General features: G+C 60.5%; 17 protein-coding genes. 5 read left to right on the plus strand and 12 right to left on the minus strand.

Going from position 1 to position 21480, the window contains the following annotated elements; translation table 11 throughout:
- Nucleotides 1–110: 110 nt before the first annotated feature.
- The gene (locus HXS66_RS13485) at nucleotides 111–1676 is read right to left on the minus strand and encodes an aldehyde dehydrogenase family protein (RefSeq protein ID WP_255303262.1); all 1566 of its coding nucleotides are present in this window, start codon (nucleotides 1674–1676) and stop codon (nucleotides 111–113) included.
- Nucleotides 1677–1679: 3 nt separating this feature from the next.
- Complete coding sequence (locus HXS66_RS13490; RefSeq protein WP_176503806.1) at nucleotides 1680–2600, minus strand: NAD(P)-dependent oxidoreductase; 921 nt, start codon at nucleotides 2598–2600, stop codon at nucleotides 1680–1682.
- A 137-nt stretch (nucleotides 2601–2737) separates the two neighbouring features.
- On the opposite strand from HXS66_RS13490, the gene HXS66_RS13495 reads away from it, so the two are divergent.
- From HXS66_RS13495 to HXS66_RS17550, 3 genes are all read left to right on the plus strand, one after another.
- Entirely contained in the window at nucleotides 2738–3670 is a 933-nt protein-coding gene (locus HXS66_RS13495; RefSeq protein ID WP_218015186.1) for a LysR family transcriptional regulator, read from the plus strand.
- A gap of 201 nt (nucleotides 3671–3871) precedes the next feature.
- On the plus strand, nucleotides 3872–4408 hold the full coding sequence (locus HXS66_RS13500; protein WP_176503808.1) for a DUF2628 domain-containing protein: 537 nt from the start codon (nucleotides 3872–3874) through the stop codon (nucleotides 4406–4408).
- A gap of 44 nt (nucleotides 4409–4452) precedes the next feature.
- Complete coding sequence (locus HXS66_RS17550) at nucleotides 4453–5073, plus strand: cold shock and DUF1294 domain-containing protein (protein ID WP_304363346.1); 621 nt, start codon at nucleotides 4453–4455, stop codon at nucleotides 5071–5073.
- A gap of 122 nt (nucleotides 5074–5195) precedes the next feature.
- On the opposite strand, the gene HXS66_RS13510 is transcribed toward HXS66_RS17550, so the two are convergent.
- Entirely contained in the window at nucleotides 5196–6890 is a 1695-nt protein-coding gene (locus tag HXS66_RS13510) for an L-lactate permease (protein ID WP_176503809.1), read from the minus strand.
- 391 nt (nucleotides 6891–7281) lie between these two features.
- On the opposite strand from HXS66_RS13510, the gene HXS66_RS13515 reads away from it, so the two are divergent.
- Complete coding sequence (locus HXS66_RS13515) at nucleotides 7282–8262, plus strand: DMT family transporter (RefSeq protein ID WP_176503810.1); 981 nt, start codon at nucleotides 7282–7284, stop codon at nucleotides 8260–8262.
- Between the two features lie 144 nt (nucleotides 8263–8406).
- Here the strand turns inward: HXS66_RS13515 and HXS66_RS13520 are convergent, their stop codons facing one another.
- From HXS66_RS13520 to HXS66_RS13535, 4 genes are all read right to left on the minus strand, one after another.
- On the minus strand, nucleotides 8407–9096 hold the full coding sequence (locus HXS66_RS13520) for a hypothetical protein (protein WP_176494151.1): 690 nt from the start codon (nucleotides 9094–9096) through the stop codon (nucleotides 8407–8409).
- 196 nt (nucleotides 9097–9292) lie between these two features.
- Complete coding sequence (locus HXS66_RS13525; RefSeq protein ID WP_077377519.1) at nucleotides 9293–9697, minus strand: YkvA family protein; 405 nt, start codon at nucleotides 9695–9697, stop codon at nucleotides 9293–9295.
- A gap of 219 nt (nucleotides 9698–9916) precedes the next feature.
- Nucleotides 9917–10642, minus strand: a complete 726-nt coding sequence (locus HXS66_RS13530) for a pirin family protein (RefSeq protein WP_176503811.1) — start codon at nucleotides 10640–10642, stop codon at nucleotides 9917–9919.
- A gap of 49 nt (nucleotides 10643–10691) precedes the next feature.
- Complete coding sequence (locus tag HXS66_RS13535) at nucleotides 10692–11153, minus strand: DoxX family protein (protein ID WP_176503812.1); 462 nt, start codon at nucleotides 11151–11153, stop codon at nucleotides 10692–10694.
- Between the two features lie 131 nt (nucleotides 11154–11284).
- On the opposite strand from HXS66_RS13535, the gene HXS66_RS13540 reads away from it, so the two are divergent.
- The gene (locus HXS66_RS13540; RefSeq protein WP_176503813.1) at nucleotides 11285–12226 is read left to right on the plus strand and encodes a LysR family transcriptional regulator; all 942 of its coding nucleotides are present in this window, start codon (nucleotides 11285–11287) and stop codon (nucleotides 12224–12226) included.
- A 59-nt stretch (nucleotides 12227–12285) separates the two neighbouring features.
- Here HXS66_RS13540 and tdh read toward each other — a convergent pair whose 3' ends face one another.
- The 5 genes from tdh to hsdR all read right to left on the minus strand — a co-directional run bounded on the left by tdh (nucleotide 12286) and on the right by hsdR (nucleotide 21352).
- The gene (gene tdh / locus HXS66_RS13545; protein WP_176503814.1) at nucleotides 12286–13311 is read right to left on the minus strand and encodes an L-threonine 3-dehydrogenase; all 1026 of its coding nucleotides are present in this window, start codon (nucleotides 13309–13311) and stop codon (nucleotides 12286–12288) included.
- Nucleotides 13308–14546: a glycine C-acetyltransferase gene (locus tag HXS66_RS13550; protein WP_176503815.1), complete on the minus strand. Its 1239-nt coding sequence runs from the start codon at nucleotides 14544–14546 to the stop codon at nucleotides 13308–13310. Before HXS66_RS13550 ends, tdh begins: the two co-directional genes overlap by 4 nt.
- Nucleotides 14547–14872: 326 nt before the next feature.
- A complete protein-coding gene (locus HXS66_RS13555; protein ID WP_176503816.1) occupies nucleotides 14873–16222 on the minus strand; it encodes a restriction endonuclease subunit S in 1350 nt (449 codons plus the stop codon).
- A complete protein-coding gene (locus HXS66_RS13560) occupies nucleotides 16219–17814 on the minus strand; it encodes an N-6 DNA methylase (protein WP_176503817.1) in 1596 nt (531 codons plus the stop codon). Before HXS66_RS13560 ends, HXS66_RS13555 begins: the two co-directional genes overlap by 4 nt.
- A 34-nt stretch (nucleotides 17815–17848) precedes the next feature.
- Entirely contained in the window at nucleotides 17849–21352 is a 3504-nt protein-coding gene (gene hsdR, locus HXS66_RS13565) for a type I restriction-modification system endonuclease (RefSeq protein WP_176503818.1), read from the minus strand.
- Nucleotides 21353–21480: the final 128 nt, after the last annotated feature.

The following is a 21480-nucleotide window of genomic DNA, read 5'->3' on the forward strand; positions in this document are numbered from 1 at the left end:
TGCCGACAACAATACCCTCGCCAAATAAGCACCAAGGCCCCACCGCTGATGGGCGGTGGGGCCTTGGTTGCCGTTTCAGGCGTGACCGAAGGGTCAGGGTCGCAGAGCCCTCATTCCAGACTCGCCCCATAGCCGAAACTGGCGGCTGGTTCGGCGGCGGTCTCGACCCACACGCTCTTCACTTCGCTGTATTCGCGCAGCGCATCCAGCCCGGAGGAGCGGCCATAGCCACTCTCGCCGTAGCCCCCGAAGGGGGAGCTGACGTGAATGGTCTTGTAGCCATTGACCCAGAAGGTACCCGCGCGCACCTGACGCGCCACGCGGTGGGCGCGCCCGACATCACGCGTCCAGACGGCACCGGCCAGCCCGAAGCGACTGTCATTGGCGATGCGGATGGCGTCGGCTTCCTCCTCGAACGGTATGGCGACCACGACCGGGCCGAAGATCTCCTCCTGCGCGCAGCTCATGGCGTTGTCGCCCAGCAGCACCGTCGGCGCGACATGATAGCCGCCGGTGTCCGGGATGGGGTCTGCTGAGCCATCCGCCAGGCGCGCGCCGTCTTCGATGGCCCCGGCAAGCATCGACGTCACATGCTGGTATTGCTTGGCGTTGTTGATCGGGCCGATCTGGGTCGCCGGGTCCTGCGGATCACCAAGGGTGAATTGCGTGGCGGCCTCGGCCAGCGCGCTGGTGAACTTCTCGTAGATAGAGGCCTGTACCAGCAGGCGCGAACCCGACACGCAGCTCTGGCCGGCACCGGAGAAGATGGCCGCCTGAGCGCCGCGCAGTGCCACCTCGAGATCGGCATCCTCGAAGACGATATTGGCCGACTTGCCACCCAGCTCCAGCACACTGGGGATGCAGCGCTGCGCCGCGGCGGTGGCGATATGGCGGCCAGTCGCGGGGGAGCCGACGAATACCACCTTGCGGATATCGCCCTCGGCGATGAACGCCTGGCCAATGGTATGACCGTAGCCTGCGATGACGTTGACCAGCCCACGCGGCACGCCGGCGCGCTCGATCAACACACCGAGTGCCAGCGAGGACAGCGCCGTCAGCTCCGAAGGCTTGAGAATCACTGCATTGCCGGCGGTGATGGCCGGGGCGATCTGCCAGCCCGCAGTGAAGATGGGCGCATTCCACGGCGTGATCTGCAGCACGGTGCCCAACGGCTCGTAGGTCACGTAGTTGAGGTGTGAGGTCGGGACCGGAATCACCTCGCCGTGCAGCTTGTCTGCCCAGCCCGCGTAGTACTCGAACATCTCGGCGACCTTGGCCACCTCGACACGCGCATCGCGAATCGGCTTGTTGGCGCTCAGCGCCTCGAGTTCAGCCAGTGTCTCGGCCTGCTCACGAATCAGGCTGCCTATCTGATAGATGACGCGCCCACGCGCCTGGGCGGTCATGGCAGCCCACTGCGGTTGCGCCTGGCGCGTGGCGGCATTGGCCAGCGCGACCTGAGACGCATCGGCATCCGGGAAGGACAGCATCAAACTGTCATCGTGGGCGTTGCGTACCTCGATGGCGTCACCCGTGCCGGTGACGAACTCGCCGCCGATCAGGCTGCTGACGACAAAACTGTCGTCATGAGATTGGCTGGTGTTCTGAAACGCCTGCATCAATTCGGTGATGCGCTTAGCAATCGGGGAGGTCGGGGTCATGTCCTGGGTCAGCATGGCTTATGCTCCGTGGCCAAAGAGGGTCAGGTCGGTGCGTTGCACGATGGCGCAGAAGTCTTCGCTGTCATCCAGGCTCGCGCGGCTCTGGTCCCAGAGCTGCGCCACGGCGTCGGCAAGGGGGAGCTCCAGTCCAAGCGCTGCTGCCAGATCACTGGCCAACCCGACATCCTTGCGCATCAGGCCCATGGTGAAGCCGGAATCGTAGGCCTTGTTGATCACCCAGCTGGGGAACATCACCTGGCTTGCACCACTGCGTCCCGAGCCCGCATTCACGCCTTCCAGCAATTTCTCTGGGGAGACACCCGCCCTGGCGGCCATGGAGACGGCCTCCGCCGTGCTGATCAGATGGCAGGCCGCCAGCATGTTGTTGGCAATCTTGGCGACGTTGCCCGCCCCGCAACCGCCGACGTGCACGCGGCTGCCGCTCATGGCTTCCAGCACCGGCATGGCGCGTGCCAGCACTTCCTCCTCGGCACCGATCACCATCGACATGCTGCCACTCGCCGCGCCCTTGGGGCCGCCGGATACCGGGGCGTCGATGAAGTCGATGTCGCGTGTCGCCAGCGCCGCCGCCACCTTGCGGCTGGTCTCGGGAGTCGAGGTGGTGGTGTCGATCACGATCAGGCCCGACTTGCCCAGCGTCAGGAGACGGGTGGCGTCTTGATTCTCTTCCTGTGCGCCTTCCATGCCCAGACATAGCTGCTCTACATGCTCTGCCTTGGGCAGCGAGAGGATCACGATGTCGATCCTGTCCAACAGTTCTGCAAGCGAGCTGACCGGCGTGACACCTGCCGCGGCAGCCTTGTCACGCGCAGCCTGTGAGAGATCGAATCCGAAGACGGGGAAGTCATGGCGAGCAAGCGTTGCGGCCATGCCGCCACCCATGTTGCCCAGTCCGATGACACCGACGGTTGTTGTCATTGTGTGATTCCTGTCGTGGTGAAAGGGGAATGGTCATCCGGTGACTCGAGTATGGACAGCGCTTCTGTGTTCCAGCAATAATCCGAAATTCACTTTAATGTTGCCTTCAAGGCAATGCTGGGGGCGTGATGAGTCTGATGCAGGAACGACGTATCAGTCATTTCCACGAGGCCGCCAGACTGGGCAGCGTGCGGGCAGCGGCGGATTTCCTGAATGTGGCACCGTCTGCGGTCAGCCGACAGATCACCCAGCTGGAGCATGAGCTGGGCATGCCGCTGCTTGAGCGTCATCGACGTGGGGTCAAGCCGACGGAAGCCGGCGAGCGGGTGCTGGAGTACTACCGTCAGCGTCTGGCGCAGCAGGAGGTGCTGCTCGAGTCGTTGCAGTCATTGAAGGGGCTGCAGAGTGGCTCATTGGTATTGGCCATCGGCGAGGGCTTCATCGAGGGACTGGCAGGGCCCTTGAGCCGTTTTTCCGCGCGTTATCCGGGCATCGAGCTCAAGGTGAATCTATGTGGCAGCAACGAGGTGATCCGTCAGGTCGTCGAGGACGAGGCGCATCTGGGGCTGGTGTTCCATCCGGCAAGCGATCCAAGGATTCGCGCGCACATCTCGCGCCCTCAGCCGGTGTGCGCGGTGGTCAATCCGGCGCATCCTCTGGCGCGTCAGGCGACGGCGGCTGTGTCCGAGCCATTGTCGCTGGCGGCGCTCGACGGATATGCCCTGGCGCTGCCGGAGGTGTCGTTCGGCATTCGCCAGATCGTCGCGCAGGCGGAGCATCAGGCCGGGGTGATGCTGAGCCCGACGCTCACCTGCAACGCGCTGGCGATGCTCAAGCAGTTCGCGCTGCAGGGCGGCGTGACCCTGCTGCCGGATTTCGTGGTCAGTGAAGAAGTGGCAGCGGGCAGGCTATGTCGACTGTCGCTTCAGGAAGCGCCTTTCATCACGCCGCATGTGCAACTGATCAGTCGACTGGGCCGGCAACTGAGCGTCGGTGCCGATCGACTGCTTGGCCTGCTGCGCGAGGACATGACGGCCTTTGCGGATACAGGGCTCACAGATGGCGCCTGAATCCACGGGCGTCGGCAAGCAGTGCGGGTCAGTTGAGGTCGCGCAGCGTGGCTGACAAGCCTGATGGGAAACAATGAGATAGCGCCAGCGAGGTTCATGGTCCTGACAAGTGGTCAGCGGTATAGTGCGAGGCTTGTGTCATTTGTCCCGAGCCTCGTGCAGCCCGCGGCCTGCTCGGCATCACAGACAAGGATTCCCTCGATGGCTTCATTTCGTATTCTGACGCACCCCGAACACGGGACGCGTGCCGTCAAGATCGGCTGGTCCTGGCCGGCCTTCTTCTTCGGCCTGTTCTGGGCACTCTACAAGCGCATGTGGTTGCTGGCGGCGAGCCTGTTCGGCTTCATCGTGCTCAGCTCGGTCTTCATTCCCGCGACGATGGAAGGGCAGCTGATTTCCAATGTCCTGTTCCTGGGTCTGAACCTGACCATCAGCATGAAGGGCAATCAGTGGTACGCGAGCCTGCTGGAAACCCAGGGCTATCAAGAGCAGGCACAGGTCTCGGCGCGCAATCCCGATGATGCACTGGCCGTGCATGCCAACTCGCTGAAGGCGTCTGCGGCCGACATCCGCGACCATGAACAACGTGGCACTCACAAGCAGGATCTCCCCGTGGATCACCGGGATGAGCAGGAAAACAGGCGCGACCGTAATGATGGCAGGGATGATGAGGATAACGGTGATGGTGGCGCAGGCGGCAAGGGGGGCGGCAACACCTCTGGTACCTTCATCGGCTAGGGGCCGGACCAGGAAGAGATGAGACGATGAACCTTCAAGGACGATTGACGCGCTGGAACGATGACAAGGGCTTCGGCTTCATCACGCCGGAGTCGGGGGGCAAGGATGTCTTTGCCCACATCAGTGCGTACAAGGGGCGCGGGCGGCCGAAAGCCAGTGCGCAGGTGCAGTATCAGTTGGGCATGGATGAGAACGATCGCCCACGAGCCACACGCTTTCGCACGCATGGAGCAGGGGCTTCCACTACTTCTGCTGGAGTGGGGCTTGCATGGTTGGTGGTGTTGGTCGTTGCGGTCGTGCTAGGGGCAGGGTGGTGGCAAGGGCGTCTGCCATGGATGTTGCCTGCAGCGTATCTGGGCATGAGTCTGGTGGCGTATCTGGCTTATCGAGTCGACAAACAAGCAGCCACACAGGGTGAGTGGCGTGTGTCCGAGGGGAAATTGCACCTCATGGAGCTGCTGTGTGGCTGGCCGGGCGCGCTGATCGCCCAGCAGAGCCTGCGCCACAAGACGCGCAAGACAAGCTACCGGCTCGTGTTCTGGGGTGTGGTATTGATCAACATCGCGGCCGTGAGCTGGCTGACGCTCTCGCCGGATGCCGCGGCCATTCGTGATTTGCTCGGCTTTCCTGTCATTCCCGGAGAGGCTATGATCCGCTGGTCATGAGCGGGTATCGTCAGTACCTATCAACGACAAAGGGGCCTTTCGAGGCCCCTTTGTCGTTGTGGATCACCCCCATCCAGCACACCGTTGTCTGCGTCTCCACGGTAGCTGATGAAGTGCCTGTTCTAGCGCATCAAGCCATCCACTACGCCCAGGCCATGGAAGGCGATCATGCCGATGATGCCGGCGAAGATCACGTAGTAGAGCGTCGGCAGGATCGTCTTGCGCAGCGTGATGCCTTCACGCCCCAGTAGTCCGACGGTCGCCGAGGCGGCGACCACGTTGTGGATGGCGATCATGTTGCCGGCAGCCGCGCCGACGGCCTGGAGGGCGACCATCATGGCGCTGGAGATGCCCAGCGCGCCTGCCACATTGAACTGGAAATCCGCCAGCATCAGATTGGAGACGGTGTTGGAGCCGGCGATGAAGGCCCCGAGGGCCCCGACGCTGGGGGCGAACAGCGGATAGATGTCGCCCACGCTGTCAGCGATGAACTGCGCCATGGCCACCGGCATCGATACCAGATCTGCCTCGTTCACGCCGGAGTTGATCAGGATGCGCACCATGGGGATCGTGAACAGCAGCACGAAGCCTGCGCCCAGAATCGTGCGGCTGGATTCCGTGACGGCGGCACTGACATCCTGCATGCGCATGCGGTGCAGCACGACGGTCAGCAGCACCACGACCACCAGGATACCGCCGGGCAGATACAGTGGTTGCAGACTGCCGGAAATATCATTCTCGCCCAGGATACCGCTCCAGCCGAAGCTCAAGGAGGTCAGTGCTTCCTTGAGCGGCTCGATGACCCGGGACATCACCAGCAGCACTGCCAGCAGTACGTAGGGCAGCCAGCCCATGCCGACCGAGAGCGGCGTGCGGCCCTCGACGGGCTCCAGCGTCATGTCCAGCTTGCCCACCCATTCCTCGGGCCAGTGGTCAGCGTTCGGGAAGTCCCAGGTCCTGCTGGGCAGCAGAAAGCCCTTGCGCGCCGCGGGTACCACGATGGCGAGGCCTACCATGGCGCCGATCATCGAAGGGAATTCCGGCCCGAGCAGCAGGCCGGCCAGTACATAGGGCACCACGAAGCAGATACCCGCGAACAGCGCGAAGGGAGCGACTTCAAGCCCCTCGCGCCAGGAGCGATTGGCCCCGAAGTAGCGGACCATCACCGCCACCATGATGAGTGGCATGCAGATACCGATGATGCCGTGGGTAATGGCGACTTCCGAGGTGATCAACTGGAAGTAGCTGTCCCAGCTTGACCCGTTCGCGGCCAGAGCGTCACTGACGCCAGCCTTGTCGAGTCCTCCCGAGACACCGACGACGATGGGGGTGCCGACAGCACCGAAGGAGACCGGAGTGGACTGCACCATCATGCCGACCACGACGGCGGCCAGTGCCGGGAAGCCCAGTGCCACCATCAAGGGGGCAGCGACGGCAGCGGGTGTGCCGAAGCCTGAGGCACCCTCGATGAAGCAACCGAACAGCCAGGCGACGATGATGGCCTGTACTCGCCGGTCCGGGCTGATGCCGGAGAAGCCATTGCGGATCGCGGCAATGCCGCCGGAGTGCTTGAGCGTATTGAGCAGCAGCAGGGCACCGAAGATGATCCACAGGATCGCCACCGTCAGTATCAAGCCCTGCAACGATGAGGCCATGACACGTGTGAAGGTCATGTCCCAGGCAAGCAGGGCGATCAGGGCCGTGACCACGAAGACGATGGGCATGGCAATGCGGGCAGGGATTCTGAACCCTATCAGCAAGATACCAGCCAGTATCAATGGCGTGAACGCCAGAAGCGCCATCCATGATGCATTCATGTCAATACTCTCCTTCGCATGAAAGGGTGATTGTCTTTTTGTTGGTTTTTGTCACTGCAATGTGAAGGTTGATCCAGAGTTTGGCGTTGAGTTTTCATCCACACTGCGGGAAATCACCGTAGGGCTCACCAGATCAAGGTAAGCGAGGAAAACATTCTTGGCGACGTCATATTGACTGGTAATACCAGTGTCAAACACCGTTTTGAAGACGCGAATATTCGAAGTTTTTCATGAGGTTATGAAAGCCCTGGATAGGCAGTCATGAAGTTTCAGAGACTCTGGTTACGACCAATGAGGGATGGGTTTATGTGTCTTGAGGACTCTTGTTACGCTGCGATTGCGGCTGATAAATCATCGAAGATCTGATTTTTCCTGAGACAAGGGAGCATGAATGGCAAAACTGGGTAGTGTGTTGGTCGTATTGGCCGCTTTTCAATGGGGGCTGACAGGTGGGATTGGCAGCTTGCTGATGTCCTGGGGCTGGGAGGCTGAAGTCATTTCCTTCTGGCGTGCCCTTGTCGGGTTCATCTGCATGCTGGCCTGGATGGTATTGCTGGGCTACCACAAGGTGCCGGCCAGGAAACCGCTCGCGTTGATGGGGTGGTCGCTGCTGGCGGGGGTAGGGGTCGCCGGCAACTTCATGTTCTATTTCACGAGTGTCAGCATGAGTGGTGTCGCCGTTGCCGCGACTCTCATGTATAGCGCGCCGATTTTCGTCTATATCACGTCATTCCTGGCCCGGGTGGAACGCCCGACACCAGTGAAGCTGATTTCCATCGTCGGTGTGATGATCGGCATCGTACTGCTGACGGGGGTGCTGCAATCCGGGAGTGGCAAGGTGACTCCCCTGGGTGTCCTGTTCGGACTTCTGGCGGGTGTGTCATACGCCATCTTCATCTTTGCCTTCAAGTCAGCCACGCGTCATGGCAGCACCCCTGGGGTATTGGCCATCGCGTTGGGCGTGAGCAGTCTGGTGATGTTGCCGTTGACGAATCTTTCACAGGCAGTGGCGGTCCCCTTCGCCGATGAACTGTGGCTGATTCTGGTATTCGGCCTGGTGGGGGGAGGGTTCTCCTTCTATTGCTATGTGATCGGCCTGAAGAATACCTTGCCGTCGGTGGCTTCCATCATCGCCATGATAGAACCGATCACGGCCACCTTGTTCGGGGTGTTCGTGTTGGGAGAAGGCATGGACATGATGCAACTGGCAGGGATGGCACTGATTCTCGTGGCGATCACGACCCTGAGCCTGGCGCAGAATGGCCCTGAGGTATTGCTTCGCCTGCCGTTGGGTCTGCGGGGCGGAAAGCCGCGCAACATGACAGCCTCCACCCGTGAGGAAGGTGGCGGTACTCAGGCCAGCAAGGGATGAGGCTGCAGACGACTGGCCTGGCCCGACGATGTCGGTTGCCAGGATGAAATGACCTGAAAGAAGCAACGAATGGCATGGCCATGCAAGAACGCCTCGACCACCATGTGGTCGAGGCGTTCTTGTACTAGGGGCGGACGGCAGGCGTCAGATGGCGGGTGGAGAAACGACCGCGACGTGCCTCAGTGAGGGTTGGCTGGCCTGGATGAAGAAGTCATTCATCGTCAGCTGAAGGTATTTCTTCATCATGTCGCGGGCAGGCATCAGCATGCGATCCCCGAGGTCAAAGTTGCCGGTCTGATGAGGTACGGAGTCCTTGACCGTGTAATCCTTGCGATAGAGGAGTTGCTCATCCTTGTCATAGAGGCAGTACACCACCTCGAAATCGGCAATCACATCGAAGTCTTCATTGGCGATGCCGAAGGTGAGCAGATTCATCGGCAGATTCTTTGCCATCAGATAGTCGAGATAGACGGGGCCACGGTTCTCGTGGGCCTGAATCTCGACCTTGAGGCGATAGTCCTTCTCGCGGGCATCATGCGTGATCACCGAGGTGCTGGGTAACTGTTCGCGCAGCAGCAGGTCGAAATTCTTCATGGGCGGTGAAGAGGCGCGCGGCAGTTTCACGCTGCCCAGTGGGCGCATGGCCTGGGTCGCGGCACCCGAGAACAGATTGGCCTGAGGCTGGCTGTAATAGATGTCGGGGTAGAACGTCTTGTGTTCATAGGCCAGAGACTGCACCGGCTGAATGTTGGGCATATCGATTTCGGCACGCGAGGCGCAACCGGTCATCAGCAGCAGCGCGAGACCTGCCGTGGCGAATTTCAACATTGTCATGGAGGCATCCTGCGCTTTCGGGGGGCTCGTGGGCATGAAGATATGACTTCACGGTAACACGCACGGTGTCACCCGCTAAACGAGCGCTCTACACGGCATTCAACACTGTTGACACCCTGTTCATGGCGGGGAGGTCGTGGCCAGTGGGCCGTGTGCCGCCACGAGGGGGAGGCGCTGCCAGGCGCGTCGTCTGCCGTCAATCGAACCAGCGCTTGAGCACCTTGTCCGCGCGTGCGCGATGTTCCGGCTTGATATGGGCCGCCACGATGGCCACCGCGCCCGCCATCAAGGTGATGTCGTCGGTGTAACCCAGCAGGGGGGTGAAGTCCGGCAGGGCATCGATGGGGGAAATGAAGTAGCCCAGCGCGCCATAGATGGTGGTTCTGGCCCAGACAGGGGTATCGGAATCCTGCGCCGCGAAGTACATGCGCAGGGCGGGATTGAGTGCTGTCTGGCCGGCCTTGCGGGCGACCGACGAGACCTTGTGCCAGAAACCTTCCTCGCTGTACTCGGAGGCGTGGGCCGTGAGGGGCTGTGCATCCGGTGCCGGCAATCTGGGTGTCTCGGGTGGAGTGGACGTGATGGTCGTGTCCTTGCTCATGGGGTTTCCTCCGTCAGCTCACGAGGATGTCGATGACGACCAGCCTCGCGCTTGATCGTATCATGCCTCCCTATGACAGATGTCGCCCAGCCACGTTCCCTGCCAGGTGTCCTCCCATGCGGACGTGCCATAACGACGCCTCCCCGCCGACAGTGATGTGGGCGGGGAGGCGTCGTGGGTCTAGAGGCCACTCATGGCCAGAGGCCATCGGAGGCCAGCTCAAGCGGGCAGGTCGAACAGCAGCGCATGCAGACCTCGCGCCTCAGCGAGAGTGGCCTCGGGTTCATGATCCAGCGTGACGGCATCTCCCGCGGACAGGGGCAGGCTCTGCTGATCCTTGCCCTTCAGTGTTGCCGTCCCGTCGATGACGTGCAGGTAGTAGCGACGCTGGGGCGCGAAGGGCAATGCCAGCGAGGTATCCGTGTGTTCCGCGCCTTGCAGGCCGATGCGATACATCCGGGCATCCTGATTGATGGACAGGATGCCGTCCACGGCCTCTTGTGGCGGGGCGATCAACAGGTCGAGTCCCTCGCGTGCCGTGAAGGGTTGCTGCTGATAGCGCGGCGTCAGGCCCCTGGCATCCGGGGTGATCCAGATCTGCAGGAAATGCAGTGGCTGGCGAGTCGAGGGATTGTACTCGCTGTGCTCGATGCCGCTGCCGGCACTCATCAGCTGGACTTCGCCCACTCCCAGGGTGCGATGTGAGCCCATGGTGTCACGATGCTCGATGCTGCCTTGCAGCACATAGCTGATGATTTCCATGTCACGGTGCGGATGCGTCTCGAAGCCTGCGCCGGGTGCCACGGTGTCATCATTGAGCACGCGCAGTACGGAGACGCCCATGTGATTCGGGTCATAGTAGCTGGCGAAGGAAAAGCTGTGGCGGCTCTCCAGCCAGCCAAATCGAGCATGACCGCGTTCTGCCGCTGGACGTAACGTGAACATGGCAACCTCCTCAGAGTGTCGTGGTGTCTGCCGGTGAGTGAAGCAGGCTTCAGTCTTCGCGCACGGCGTTGCTGCCCGGTTGCAGTACCCGATCAAGGGACAGCTTGCCGCCGCCGGTGATCATGAGGCTGGCCGCGATGGTCAACAGGGCCAGCGCGTACTCGAAGCCGTTGTTGCTCATGAACAGGCCATTGCCGATATGCACGGTCAGGATGGCGATCAGCATCGTGAAGAGCAGCACGGCAGCTGCCGGGCGCGTCAGCAGGCCGATGAGAATGGCCAGTCCGCCGAAGAATTCACCGCTGCCGGACAACAGTGCCATCAGGTAGCCGGGCTCGATGCCCATGGAGGCCATCCACTGCCCCGTGCCTTCCAGACCGTAGCCGCCGAAGGCGCCGAACAGTTTCTGTGACCCGTGGGCCATGAAGATGATGCCGGTGGGCACGCGCAGCACCATGCTTGCGAGGCTCGTGTCAGTGGACATCAGGCGAGAGAGGGCGGACTTGAACATGAGTGGCTCCAGTGATCAGGTAAGGGGTGGATTTTCCAATCAGTGTGTCTGATCGATGGCGCTACTATAAAATGTGGTGTCACAGAAAAATAACGGAGGATTCTGGTCTGATTGATCAGAATTTTTGAACCATGGTCTCACCCATCACGCTGGACGCGCTGCGCGTACTGGATGCCATTGACCGACGTGGCAGTTTCGCCGCGGCCGCCGAGACACTGCACCGCGTGCCCTCGGCGATTTCCTACTCGGTGCAGAAGCTGGAGGAAGAGCTGGGCGTGCCGCTGTTCGACCGTTCGCGCCGCAAGGCCGAACTGACCGATGCCGGACGCCTGGTGCTGGAGCATGGGCGACGCATTCTGCTGGCCACCGATGAGATGACGGCGCTGGCGCGTCAGGCGGGGGCGGGCTGGGAGGTCGAGCTGCGTATCTGCGTCGATTCCATTCTTGAACCGGACGCGCTCTATCCGCTGTTGGAGGAGTTTCAGGCCATCCAACCGCGTACCCGGGTGGTACTCGGTGAGGAGGTGATGGGGGGCGCCTGGGAAGCGTTGCATGACAACCGTTGTGATCTGGTGATCGGAGCGCCCGGCGAGGCACCGGTGTCGGGGTTGTCGAGCCGAGTGTTCGGGGCGATCGAGCCGGTCTTCGCCGTGGCGGCCGGCCATCCGCTGACGCATCTGCCACAGCCGCTGTCCGCCGACGCCCTGCGTGACTATCCCACCGTCATCGTGGCCGACAGTTCGCGCAGCTTGCCCGGGCGCTCTTCGGGGCTGCTGGATGGTCGCAGTCAGATCATCGTCAAGACCACGGCGCAGAAGATAGACGTTCAGCGCAGGGGGCTTGGCGTCGGCTATCTGCCGTTGCACCGGATTCGTCAATCACTGGAAGACGGCAGTCTCACGGTGCTGCCACTGGAGACGGATCGTGCGCCGATCGATCTCTCCCTTGCCTGGCGCAGTGGCCGTCAGGGCAAGGCGCTCAAATGGATTCTCCAGCGTCTCTCGGCTCCCGGCATGGGCGAGGCCTTCGGGCTGTTACCCCGCGAGGCGACGACTGACCGGTACGCGCTCTGACGATCGGGGGCAGACGATCGGGAGCTGACAGGCGTGGGGGAGCAATCGAGTAAAAGCCCTCAGCCCCAGTCGAGCACCACCTTGCCCGACTGACCGGAGCCCATGATCTCGAAGCCCTGCTGGAAGTCATCGACGGGAAATCGATGCGTGATGATGGGCGAGAGATCCAGCCCTGACTGGATCAGGCTGGCCATCTTGTACCAGGTCTCGAACATCTCACGGCCATAGATGCCCTTGATGGTCAGCCCCTTGAAGATGACCTTGGTCCAGTCGATGGCCATCTCGCCGGGGGGAATGCCCAGCATGGCGATCTTGCCGCCATGGTTGATGACATCGAGCATCTGACTCACGGCTGATGGCACGCCGGACATCTCCAGCACTACATCGAAGCCCTCATGCATGTCGAGCTCCGCCATCACCTCCTTCAGGGATTCGCGGCTGACATTGACGGTGCGGGTCGCGCCCATCCGCTCGGCCAGTGCCAGTCGATAGTCATTCACGTCGGTGATCACCACGTGGCGGGCGCCAATATGGCGGATGACCGCCGCCGCCATGATGCCGATGGGCCCGGCACCGGTGATCAACACGTCCTCGCCGACCACATCGAAGGCCAGCGCCGTATGCACGGCATTGCCGAAGGGGTCGAAGATGGCCGCCAGGTCATCGCTGATCTCATCCGGCAGCTTGAAGAGGTTGTAGGCGGGCAGGGCGAGATATTCGGCGAAGGCGCCCGGACGGTTGACGCCCACGCCCTCGGTATTGCGACACAGATGGCGACGCCCCGCGCGGCAGTTGCGGCAATGGCCACAGGTGATGTGCCCTTCGCCGGAGACACGGTCGCCGATCTCGTAGCCGCGCACCTCGCTGCCCAGTGCGACGATTTCCCCCGCATACTCATGACCGGTGACCATCGGCACCGGCACGGTCGCCTGTGACCACTCATCCCACTGATAGATGTGCATGTCCGTGCCGCAGATCGCGGTCTTGCGGATCTTGATCAGCACATCGTTGTGGCCGATTTCCGGCACGGCCGTCTCGGTCATCCAGATCCCGGGTTCGGGCTTGAGCTTGACCAGCGCCTTCATGCATCACCTCCCGTCGCAGACCCGATCACGCCCATCTCGCGGCCGATGCGCGCGAAGGCCGAGACGGCCGTGTCGATCTGCTCCGGGGTATGCGCCGCCGAGAGCTGGGTGCGAATGCGCGCCTGTCCCCTGGGCACCACCGGATAGGAAAACCCGATCACGTAGATGCCGGCCTCCAGCAGCCGATTGGCGAAGTCGCTCGCCAGGCGTGCATCGCCGATCATCACCGGAATGATGGCGTGGCCGGCGCCCGCGAGGGTGAAGCCGGCGGCCTGCATGCCGGTGCGAAAGCGTTCGACGTTCTCCCACAGCTTACGGCGCGCCTCGGCGCTGTCCTCGATTCTGTCCAGCGCCTTGAGGGTCGCCGCCACGATGGGCGGCGCCAGCGAGTTGGAGAATAGATAGGGGCGTGAGCGCTGGCGCAACCACTCGACGATGGGCCCGCGCGCGGCCGTCACACCGCCCGAGGCACCGCCCAGCGCCTTGCCGAAGGTGGTGGTGATGATGTCGATCTGGTCCATCACGTCATGATATTCGTGGCTGCCACGCCCGTTGTCGCCGACAAAGCCGGTGGCGTGGGAGTCATCCACCATCACCAGCGCGTCGTAGCGGCGGGCGAGTGCACAGATGCCCTTGAGATTGGCGATCACGCCATCCATCGAGAAGACACCGTCGGTGGCGATCAGCTTGAAGCGTGCGCCAGCCGCGTCCGCCTCCTTTAGACGGGCCTCGAGTTCACTCATGTCATTGTTGGCATAGCGATAGCGGCTTGCCTTGCACAGCCGCACGCCATCGATGATGGAGGCGTGGTTGAGCGCATCGGAAATGATGGCGTCTTCAGGGCCGAAGAGTGTCTCGAACAGGCCACCATTGGCATCGAAGCACGAGGAATAGAGGATGGCATCGTCCATGCCGAGAAAGGCCGCGAGGCGCTTTTCCAGCACGCGATGCTGATGGTGGGTGCCGCAGATGAAGCGTACCGAGGCCATGCCGAAGCCATCACGCTCCAGCGCCTGTTGCGCGGCCGCAATCAATTCGGGGCTATCGGCCAGGCCCAGATAGTTGTTGGCGCAGAAGTTGATGACCTGGGCGCCTTGTCCCTCGTCCTTATCGCTGGCGGAAACCTGGATGCTGGCACGCTGGGGCGAGGTGATCTCGCGCTCCTGCTTGTAGAGGCCTTCTTCATGCAGCGTATTGATCTGACGGCTGAGGTGGTCGTGGAAACTGGCTGGCATGCGTCGCTCCTGTCTGTCGTGATCCTGTTCGCTTCCGATGGACGCTGTACGCCTTGGGGAAACGTGGTGACACACACTTCAGCCTAGTAGCTCGTTGTCAGCACAGCAGGGCTCTGTCGGCGTCGAGGGCGCAATACCCGCCATTCCATTCCTGGCCGGTGGCGAAAAAAGGCGGGCATCAGACGTGACACGGCCCTGCACCTCGTTAGAGGGCAGGGCCGTGGGGTCTAGAGACATGAATACCGGTGTCTTGGCTTGCTATCACGCATGGCGAGCGTCGGAAGTGATGCTGTCCTCACGTCAAGCGCCAGTGATGCGCACAGGCCTTATGCGCTCGCCTTCTTCTTGCGAGTGCGCTTGACCGGTGCCTGAGCCGCGCGCTCAGCCTGAATGCGCGCCAGCAGGGCAGAGGCCGAATTCTCACCACTGATCAACTCCGGGTGCTGCTCACGCCACTCGGCGGTCAGCTCGCCGCGAAATGCCTTGGCCAGAATCGACTGGGTCAGATTGTTTACCCGGCCTTGCGCCTCCTTCACCCGCTGCTCGACCTGATCGGCAAAGGCAAAGAGTTGTTCAACTCGGCGCACTATTTCAGTTTGCTCAACTTTTGGTGGCAGAAGTATATGAAACTTCTTGAGTGCAGGCATGTAGATGGTTTTAACTGTTGAGCCTTGCCCTGAAGTAGTTAAATGATCTTTTGCAGCCATTAAAGCATACATCAAATAATTGTTAATTAACTCTTCACCACAAATCCAATTTGCAAAGTGTTGAGTTGTAGACATCTCATGTCCCATTATCGTAGTATAACCTACAGATATGTCTCGAGAGAAGCAAACCGTCCCGGCCGGAAGTAGACGAGCGCTAGAATTTTCAATCCCAAGCATGGTAGGTTTGTATTTAGTATCTTGGATAACAGTCCCGTGTGAGGATCTGATATCCTGCAGGCTGATCCAGTGTATATCGCCATCATCCCAATATTCTGGGATTGATTTACGCGGTGTATGTCCAGACTCAAGGGTCGCTAGTTCGTCGAGCTTACTCCATATCCAACCCTTTGGCGCCGCGTCTGTTTCAAGTCCAATTGTTACTGGAGACTGATAGAATGTTGTTGAAGATGTGCCTCGCCACTCTTCCGTCAGCTTGCCGCTAACGGCAGCAGCCAGCACGGACTGGCGGAAGCGCTTCAGGATGGCCGGAAGGGCGTCGAGGCGGCCCTTGAGCGTGTCCACCTGTGCCAGCAGGGTATCCAGGCGGTCAGCGATTTCTCGCTGTTCGGCGAGGGGGGGAAGCGGTACCTCAAGGCCATAAGCATCTTCTCGGTTTAAACCAGGAATAGCAGACGCTCGATTTAGTTGAGTGAGCGGTAGATGTTTTAAGTGATAGAACCAAAACTTTATTATCTGTGGTCCAAACTCATCGATGAAGTAGGTGGTATCGATTGGGGAAAAAGGTTGTAGTGATAAATGCACCTCACCAAAGCTTCCTTTACGACCCACAATAATACCCGCATGTGGTATTAATGGTGCAGAATGGAATCCAATAACTCCATTTGAGCCATATACGGGGAAGCCAACACCATCACGAGTTTTCGCTGGTAAAGACTTCCCGTATTTAAAATCTAAAACAGTACCAAGCTTGGTGGTTATCCAACCGCCAGGGGTCGTTGCATAAGTCATACCTTGGCCTCCAACCCCAATGCATCACCCAGCAGGCGCTTCTGACTATTCGCCTCATCCCCCGCACCCAGCGTTTGCAACAGTTGATCCAGCTCGCGCAGGGCTTCAGTCAGTTCGCTCATGGCCTCGGCGGCCAGTACATCCGGCGCGGGCAGGTTGGCGGCATCGACGCTGTCGTTGTCTTTCAGCCAGCTGATATCCAGCGAATCGCCCTTGGTATCGCGAATCCAGTCACGGCTGAAGCAGCGCCAGCGGCTGGTGGCGAGGTCTTGCGCGACATCCTGGTTTTCTTCTGTCTCGGTGACTTCAATCTGCTTAGCACCAAAGCTCCAGTCGCCTTCCGTGCGGGAGCTGGTGCCATCGGGCTGCTCGCCATACACGTCTTCAAACGGCTGCAGGTGCTTGGCAGTGAAGGGGCTGCGCTTGCCGAAGCTCGGCATATTGGTGCGCAGGTCATACACCCAGACATTCTGCGTACAGTTGTCCTGCTGGCGCGGGTCAGTGGCGCTGCCTTTGGTAAAGAACAGTACGTTGGTCTTTACCCCCTGGGCGTAGAAGATACCGGTGGGCAGGCGCAGGATGGTGTGCAGGTTGCACTTGTCCATCAGGTCGCGACGGATATCGGTGCCGGCACCAGCCTCGAACAGCACGTTGTCGGGCAGTACCACGGCGGCGCGGCCACCGGGCTTGAGCCCACGATAGATATGCTGCAGGAAGGCCAGCTGCTTGTTGCTGGTGGGGTAGGTGAGGTCATCTCGACTGATGCTGGCCTCGCCACCCTTGGCGGTGCCGAACGGCGGGTTGGCCAGCATGATATCGGCCTTGGGCAGCTGCATGCCCACCTGTCCCAGGCTGTTGCCCAGATGCACCACGCCTTCGTCATCGCCTTCCATGCCGTGCAGCAGGCAGTTCATCAGCGCCAATCGACGGGTGCTCGGCACCAGCTCGACGCCAACAAAAGCCTGATTGCGCTGAAATGCCTGGGCCTTGGCATTCAGGTCGTAATGATCGTCGGTCTGGTCCTTGATGTAGCGGTCGGCGGCAATCAGGAAACCGCCGGTCCCCGCAGCGGGATCCTGAATCACTTCACCGGGCTGGGGCTTGAGGCAACGCACCATGCTGTCGATCAGGGCGCGGGGGGTAAAATACTGTCCGGCACCGGACTTGGTTTCACCCGCGTTCTTTTCCAGCAGGCCTTCATAGAGATCCCCCAGACCATCGGCGCGGGCGCTGAACCAGTCGATGGCATCCAGGGTGGTGATCATCTGCTCCAGATGGCGAGGCTCGCGCAGCCGAGTCTGGGCATCGGCGTAAATGGCGGCGATCAGGCTGTCACGGCTCTTGGAGAGATCCAGCAATATCTGCTTGTAATCGTTGAGCAGAGGCAGGCCGCTCTGACTGGTGAGGTCCGGCCAGCGGCAGTATTCCGGCAGGGCATGCTTGCTGAGCAGGCCAGCCTCGGTGTTTTCGTGTTCCATCTTGATGAACAGCAGTAGCACCAGCTCGGTGACATAGTCGCTGTAGTTGATGCCGTCATCGCGCAGCACATCACACAGATTCCACAGCTTCTGGACAATTTCGTTGTTGGTCATCGAGTTCTCTGTCTTGAATGATTCATGTTGACGCTCAGGCCACTTTCCACAGCTGCTCGGACAGCTCATCGAGCACGCTCGTCAGCTGATTGTCGAGCTGCTTGTCAAGCACCTTGGCCCCCCCATCACGGGCAAAGGCCTGATTGATGAACTGCTCATCAATCACCACCTCGTGAGTGAGCTGCTTGGCCAGCCGGTCAAGCCACTTGCGCTGCTTCGGGGTCCAGTCGTGGGTGCTATAGATATGCGCCATGGCCTGGTTCACGCGTTCGGCGAAGGGCACCAGCGCTTCGCGCATGGCCGCTCGGCGAATATGGCCGATGATACTGGCGGCAATGTCCTGGTTGCTGTTGTTGCTCCAGGCACTATTGAGGCTGGCCTCGCTGAAGCCGTTCTCGTCGAGCAGCAGTCGCACTTCCTTGAGTTGCTCGCGGGTCAGATCCTTTGGCCGGTTCACCACCACGCCCAGGGCGGCCGACTGGTTGAGCTGCTGGCGAATGAAGTCGTCAAAGCTGTCCAGATAATCGGCGGGCTTTTCATGCAAGCCATAACTCTGAGTGCGGGATCTGAATTCATCAGCGCCTGAGTAGACAATCGGACTGCGCTCTGAGCCCAGCAGTATCTTGACTTCGGCCAGGCTATTGAGCAGGCCGACGTGACGACGTATGAAACCTGCAGCACCGGTCGGGCCCAGCTCATGGAGATGCTGGTGAAGTTTATCAGGTTGGGTACCCCACTCGTCACCCAGTTCCATGAGCTTTTGCTTGAGTTCGGGCTGGGTTTCGGCCTTGCTGGTCGCCTTGCGAGTAATGCGCATCACCTTCTGACAGAGGGTGTTGAGCAGGTCATCGGCATGAGACTGGTCGGCCAGGGTGCCGGGGGCGCTCATGGCGTGTTCCATGACCTCATCATCCGTCAGTTCCATCACCAGCTGCTCCAGGCTGACATTGGGATTCTTGACCAGGGGCGTCATGGAATTCACGTCTTGCAGGGTGGCGTAGATGTCTACCGGATCGTAGATCTTGAATACCGTCTTGCCGATATCATCGCAGCGGCGGGTGGCCCGTCCCATCATCTGCTCGAACAGAATGCGGCTTTTCACCCGGCGCAGGAACACCAGATGGCAGATGGGCGGCACATCGATGCCGGTCGTGAGCAGGTCCACGGTGATGGCAATGTTGGGAAAACGCTCATTCTTGTATTGGCGGATCAGAGTGCTGACCTTGTCGCTCTGGCCGGTGATCTTGCGAACGGCGGCCTCGTGGTAGGCATCGTCGTACTGCTCCTTGAAGGCCTCATCAAGCAGACGCTTGACCATGTCGGCATGCAGGTCGGTGGCACAGAAGATCATCGTCTTCTCGTCGCCCAGGGGGTCCAGCTCCTTGGCCAGCTGCTGGCAGATCACGCGATTGAAATCTTCCGTGATGACCCGGCGGTTGAAGGCCTCCACGTCAAAGTGTTGCTCATCTTCCAGTTCGGCCAGCTCCACCTCACCGGTGTGGGTGTTGATGACCTCCACTTGCTCGCCCTTGCCGATATGAATGCCTTGCTGGCTGAGCAAGGTTTCATAGCGAATGGGGGGCTCATGGTCGATCAGCCAATCATCGGCCACCGCTTCCCGATAGGAATAGGTGTATACCGGGCGACCGAAGATGTCAGAGGTGTGCTTGGCCGGGGTGGCAGTCAGGCCGATGCGTACCGAGTCGAAGTAATCGAGCACCCGTCGATAGCTGGACAGATACTGGCTGGCATCTCGAGTGGCCAGCTCGCCTTCGCTCATTTCCTGGTCCAGGGTATAGCCGCGGTGGGCTTCGTCGATGATGATGCAGTCAAAGTCATCGATGGCCGGGGGAGTGTCGGACTGAAATACCCGCTTCACCATGGCTTGCACCGTGGCAACCTGAATGCGGGTTTCGCTTGCGGCGGCCATGTCGCCCAGTTCGGCAACGTTATAGATCTTGTTCAGGGGGAAGTTCTGCTCTAGCGGCATATCGTCAAAGGCGTTTTGCGCCTGCTCGCCCAGGGCGGTGCGATCCACCAGGAACAGAATTCGCTTGAAACGCTCTGCCTTCAGGAAGCGATACATCAAGCCAATGATGGTGCGGGTCTTGCCGGTACCGGTCGCCATGGCCAGCAGACACTGGCGCTGGCCGTGTGACAGAGCATGCTCTACTGATTCAATGGCTTTTTGCTGATAGTCGCGCAGCTTGAGGTAGCCATAGGGCTCCTGCTCCAGTCGGGCCTCGGCATCGCCCTTGCTGCGGGTAATATTGTCGAGCAACCCTTCTGGACTGTGGAATTGCTGCAGAGGGCGGGCCAGATTGGCCACGGCGCGTACATCACGAAACCAGGTGCCGGACTTTTCTGCCAACTGCTTGACGAAAGGGCGGCCATTGCAGGAATACACGAAAGGCACCTGGAAAGTGCCTCCCTTGCCGTCATCCCAAGGCTTGAGCAACTTCGCGATCGCCCAGGGAGACTCCCAGCCCTGATGCATGGATAGGCCACGGGAATAACGCTCAGCCTGGTGGATCTTCCCGGCCACATCGGCGTTCTTGCGCTTGGCTTCCACCACTGCAATCGGGGTCAAGCCCGCAAACAGCACATAGTCGGCAGCCTGCTTGCCCTGAGTAGGCCATTCGGCAATGGCCAGGTTCTTGCCCTTTTCCGGGCGAGTGCCGTTGCCCCAGGTCAAAAGCTCGGTGTCGGCTTCCCAGCCGGCCTCGATCAATTGCATATCGATCAGAATGCGGGTTTCTTCTTCGCTCAGGTTGAGCTGCTTGCTGGCTTGCTGGGTGCGGCGGGAAACTTCTGCCACAGCCTTGTGCTGCTCGGCCTGTTGTTGCAGCTCGGCCTTGAGCCTAGTCTCAAAGGCCGCCTGCTGGCGTGCCAGTTCTTGCTCGTGATGCTGGGCCAGCTCCGCCATGGATCTGGCTTCCTGGTCCATCAGGTTGGCAAGCTCAGCGTATTCGGCGCTTTCCTGGGCCTTCAGCTCAGCCAGCTGTTGCTGCTTTTCCGTTTCCTGCTGCTGATGCTCCAGCTGTTCGCTGGTGCCTTCAAGCTGGCTGTTCAACTGAGCAATCTGCACTGTTAGCTGGCGCAGCTCGGCGCTGGGGTCCTTGGGCGGTACAAAGGCACCGGGCTTGAATTCTTCGCCTTCGGTGCCAAATGCGCGATGGAACCAGACGGCCAGTTCACGGGCCAGCTTGAGTGCATCCATCGCCTCTTTGTGGCTGGTCTGAAACTCGTGGGTGGCGCGGTTACCTTCAATACGCAGCACATGGAACATCTGCCGCACCGACTGATCCAGTCCCAGCTCCCGACTGAGCCGGTGCAGCAAGTCGGCCTGGGTGGTGCGTTCTTCCAGCTCCAGGCCAATGCGGGCGGCCATATGCTGGGCCAACGCCTCGCCCAGCTGACGCAGCTTGATGAGTGTGGTGTTGGGGTCCCCGGCAAAGGTCTGCTCGGCGGCTCGAGCCAGTTGAAAGAACAGCGGATCATGTTCGCTGAGAAAATAGAAGTTGGAGTCGTGTTCCATGGGCTCCCTGCGAGGCTTGGCGTTTTAACGTTGATTTATTGGCTAAAACGCGTGTGAAAATCAATCATCCGGATTGTCAGAGAAGGGTGAAGCGCCAGCAATACCATTGCAGGCCTGCCAATGACAGG

Source organism: Cobetia sp. 5-11-6-3 (assembly GCF_013374055.1).
In the GTDB taxonomy this organism is placed as follows: domain Bacteria; phylum Pseudomonadota; class Gammaproteobacteria; order Pseudomonadales; family Halomonadaceae; genus Cobetia; species Cobetia marina.

Coding starts and splice junctions, on each gene's coding strand:
- HXS66_RS13485 (WP_255303262.1), bottom strand. CDS start 1,676: ATGCTGACCCAGGACATGACCCCGACCTCCCCGATTGCTAAGCGCATC.
- HXS66_RS13490 (WP_176503806.1), bottom strand. CDS start 2,600: ATGACAACAACCGTCGGTGTCATCGGACTGGGCAACATGGGTGGCGGC.
- HXS66_RS13495 (WP_218015186.1), top strand. CDS start 2,738: ATGCAGGAACGACGTATCAGTCATTTCCACGAGGCCGCCAGACTGGGC.
- HXS66_RS13500 (WP_176503808.1), top strand. CDS start 3,872: ATGGCTTCATTTCGTATTCTGACGCACCCCGAACACGGGACGCGTGCC.
- HXS66_RS13510 (WP_176503809.1), bottom strand. CDS start 6,890: ATGAATGCATCATGGATGGCGCTTCTGGCGTTCACGCCATTGATACTG.
- HXS66_RS13515 (WP_176503810.1), top strand. CDS start 7,282: ATGGCAAAACTGGGTAGTGTGTTGGTCGTATTGGCCGCTTTTCAATGG.
- HXS66_RS13520 (WP_176494151.1), bottom strand. CDS start 9,096: ATGACAATGTTGAAATTCGCCACGGCAGGTCTCGCGCTGCTGCTGATG.
- HXS66_RS13525 (WP_077377519.1), bottom strand. CDS start 9,697: ATGAGCAAGGACACGACCATCACGTCCACTCCACCCGAGACACCCAGA.
- HXS66_RS13530 (WP_176503811.1), bottom strand. CDS start 10,642: ATGTTCACGTTACGTCCAGCGGCAGAACGCGGTCATGCTCGATTTGGC.
- HXS66_RS13535 (WP_176503812.1), bottom strand. CDS start 11,153: ATGTTCAAGTCCGCCCTCTCTCGCCTGATGTCCACTGACACGAGCCTC.
- HXS66_RS13540 (WP_176503813.1), top strand. CDS start 11,285: ATGGTCTCACCCATCACGCTGGACGCGCTGCGCGTACTGGATGCCATT.
- tdh (WP_176503814.1), bottom strand. CDS start 13,311: ATGAAGGCGCTGGTCAAGCTCAAGCCCGAACCCGGGATCTGGATGACC.
- HXS66_RS13550 (WP_176503815.1), bottom strand. CDS start 14,546: ATGCCAGCCAGTTTCCACGACCACCTCAGCCGTCAGATCAATACGCTG.
- HXS66_RS13555 (WP_176503816.1), bottom strand. CDS start 16,222: ATGACTTATGCAACGACCCCTGGCGGTTGGATAACCACCAAGCTTGGT.
- HXS66_RS13560 (WP_176503817.1), bottom strand. CDS start 17,814: ATGACCAACAACGAAATTGTCCAGAAGCTGTGGAATCTGTGTGATGTG.
- hsdR (WP_176503818.1), bottom strand. CDS start 21,352: ATGGAACACGACTCCAACTTCTATTTTCTCAGCGAACATGATCCGCTG.